Source organism: Mumia sp., assembly GCF_028803055.1.
Classification (GTDB): domain Bacteria; phylum Actinomycetota; class Actinomycetes; order Propionibacteriales; family Nocardioidaceae; genus Mumia.
Window position 1 is genome coordinate 1 of the sequence record NZ_JARBCJ010000267.1, and the last position, 3,083, is coordinate 3,083.

The following is a 3,083-nucleotide window of genomic DNA, read 5'->3' on the forward strand; positions in this document are numbered from 1 at the left end:
TCACCTGGCTCGTCGTCGAGCGTCTCGACCTTGCGGCCCGTCACCACGCGACGAACGACCGCGAGGACGACCAGGAGCGTCGCAAGGCCGAGGAAGACCCAGATGACACGACCCACCACGCTCGAACGGACGGTGAAACGCACCTCGTCCCCGACGGTCGATCCGTCGGTGGTCACGAGCGACACGCCGAAGGTCGTGGTGGTCGCCTGGCCGACGTCGGCGGTGACCGTCATCGTGACGCTCTGCCCTGCCCCGACCTCCTGCGGGAGGATGTCGTCGATGCGCGCGGCACTGTCGTCGGAGGTGAATCTCGCTCCGACCGTCACCGGCGATCCCAACTGGTTGGTGATGGTGATCGGGAACCGCCCCGACGATCCCGAGAGCGTGACGAACGACGACGCGGAGACGCTCACGCGTTCGAGGATCCTCTCGACCGCCTCGGCCTGCGACTCGGCGTGCTGCAGGCCTCGTGTGCGTGCCGACCGCCAGTCCTGGGAGGCGGCGAGCGCCGCGCTCTGGTCGTAGAAGATGTTGCGCCGCTCGTCGTCGCCGAGAAGCTGGCTCACGACGCGCCCGTTGGTGACGATCCGCGCGGCGGCCTGGACCTGATCCTGCGAGATGGCGCGTTGGTTGGCCTTGGGGGGAAGGCGTACGCGCCCTCTCCATGCCTGCGAGTCCGCCCCGACCTGGGCGTCGGCGCCGACGGGCCGGACCCATCGGGGCTCGAAGAGGTCGTGGAACTGCGCCCGAGACCACTCGCTCCCGGGGTCGAAGGAGACGCCGGGTACGACGACCACGTGCCGCGACCCGAATCCGAGGGACCCCAGGGCTGCCCGCGCGGCCACGCGCTGGCGCAGGCCCAGGGTGGAGCTGGTCGAGCCCTCGTCCTGCGCCAGCGTCGGGTCGAGCACGACGAGGCTCATCTGTTCGCCGCCGATGGTCGCGCTCAGTGCGGTGCTGTCGGCGGGCGACCACCCGGAGAGCACCTCGGGCGAGACCAGCGACGCGGTGGAACCGAGCCCGCGTGACCCGTTGATCCGGTTGCCGTTGGTGATCCCGCTGGGCGGCCACGTGACGATGCGCGCGGTCAGGCCGAACTGGGCGAGCGTCGCCTCGGTCGCGCGCCGAGCGGCCTGCACGACCGTCGTACCGGGGTCGCCGGCGGCACGACGGGTGATCGCGAACACGTCCGGACGACCGTAGGGCACCGCCCAGACGGAGTGCCGCCCGGCGTACGCGACGAGCTCGTCGAGGAAGAGGCGCGCCCGCTGCGCCGCGCTGGTGGCTTCGGCGGGGACGTCACCGGCGGCGTACGGCGCGGCGCCGCCGGGCCCGTTGGGCCGGACCGGCCCATAGGAGTCGTTGGCGATGTCGCGCAGGGCGTCGAGGAGCGCGGGATCGATCAGGACCGTGCTCGGGGAGGAGTCTTCGGACCGCGCAAGGTCCAGGAGCCGCCGGAGGCGACCACCGGGGGAGACGGCGTCCACGAGCGCGGACGTGTCGACGTAGCGGCTGCGTTCGTCACGCTGCACGGGCGCGACGAACGGCCACACGACCGAGACCTGTGTCGGAGCCGTGCGCTCCTCACCGACGTACGGCACGACGGTGTAGGCACGTCCCACAGCGTCGCCCGAACGCTCGGCGTCCTCACCGGTCGCCAGCACGTGCACGCCGACGGGAAAGACGCCTGCGGTGGTGAGCGGGAGCTCGGAGGCAGGGACCTGGAGCCGGAAGGTCGTCGTGTCGCCGGGGGCCAGGTCGCCGGCCGACACGACGGCCGACGGGGACGTCAAGCGCGTGCCCGTGACCAGCGGTGTGGGCGAGGCGAGCGCGTTGTCAACGGCGGTCTGGTCGGTGAGCGGGACGGGCGGCATCACGAGGTGCACGCGCAGACGGTTCCACGATCCCGAGGACGGGTTGGTGATGCGACCGCTGAGCGTCAGCGTCCCGCCGGGACCCAGCGCGGTCGGCGAGAGTGCGTCGATGGTGACCGAGAGCCGGTCGGAGTCCGCCGCCTGGGCCGGCGCGGCAGCGACGGCGGGGAGGAGGCCCACGAGCAGGGCAGCAAGCACGGTCGCGACCGCCGCCCACGCCGTACGTCGGCGCGCGGGTCGGGAGGAGCAGTCATCGACGCGTGTCATCGGGGCCAATGCTAGAGCGAGCGGTCACGGCGCCTGCGTCGCCCACGTAGAGTGGTGGGTCATGGCCACCGCCTCTTCTTCCCCTGCGCTGCGCGATCCCGCCGCGGCCGTGACCGATCTCCTCGAGACCACTCCGGCCGTCGGAGAGCTCGCCCGACGCTTCGCCGACGCGGGTCACACCCTCGCTCTCGTGGGCGGTCCCGTGCGCGACGCGGTCCTGGGGCGGCCCTCGCAGGACTGGGACCTGACGACCTCGGCGCGACCCGACGACGTCGAGGCCCTGCTTGAGGGATGGGCGGACACCACGTGGGACGTCGGCCGCGAGTACGGCACCCTCGCGGCGCGCAAGGGCGACGTTCACGTGGAGATCACCACCTACCGCAGCGAGAAGTACGACCCTGCCTCACGCAAGCCGCAGGTCGACTACGGCGACTCGCTCGAGGGCGACCTCTCCCGGCGCGACTTCACCGTCAACGCGATGGCGTACCTGCTCGGCACCCGCACCTTCGTCGACCCGTTCGGAGGGCTCGCCGATCTCGAGGCGCAGCTCCTCCGGACGCCCGTCGCGGCGACCCAGTCCTTCGACGACGACCCGTTGCGGATGATGCGGGCCGCACGGTTCGTCTCGCAGCTCGGGTTCACGCCCGTCGACGAGGTCGTCGAGGCGATGACGGTGATGGCCGAGCGCATCACGATCGTCTCCGCGGAGCGCGTCCGCGACGAGCTCAGCAAGCTGCTGCTCGGCGAGCACCCCCGTCCCGGTCTGACGCTGCTGGTCGACACCGGCATCGCCGCCTACGTGCTCCCGGAGCTGCCCGCGCTGAGGCTGGAGCGCGACGAGCACCACCGTCACAAGGACGTGTACGACCACTCGCTGACCGTCCTGGAGCAGGCGATCGCGCTCGAGGTGCGGCTCCCCGGCGGTGGACCGGACCTCGTGAC

1 protein-coding gene and 1 pseudogene are annotated in these 3,083 nt (G+C 71.9%); one reads left to right on the top strand and one right to left on the bottom strand.

Translation table 11 applies throughout. The annotated features are described in order from the left end of the window. Positions 1-2,141: DUF6049 family protein (locus PV363_RS16810; protein WP_301022954.1), on the bottom strand; the 2,141-nt coding region annotated here is incomplete at its 3' end. Between the two features lie 61 nt (positions 2,142-2,202). On the opposite strand from PV363_RS16810, the pseudogene PV363_RS16815 reads away from it, so the two are divergent. Beyond that, positions 2,203-3,083 (top strand): annotated as a pseudogene (locus PV363_RS16815) (CCA tRNA nucleotidyltransferase); the annotation flags it as partial.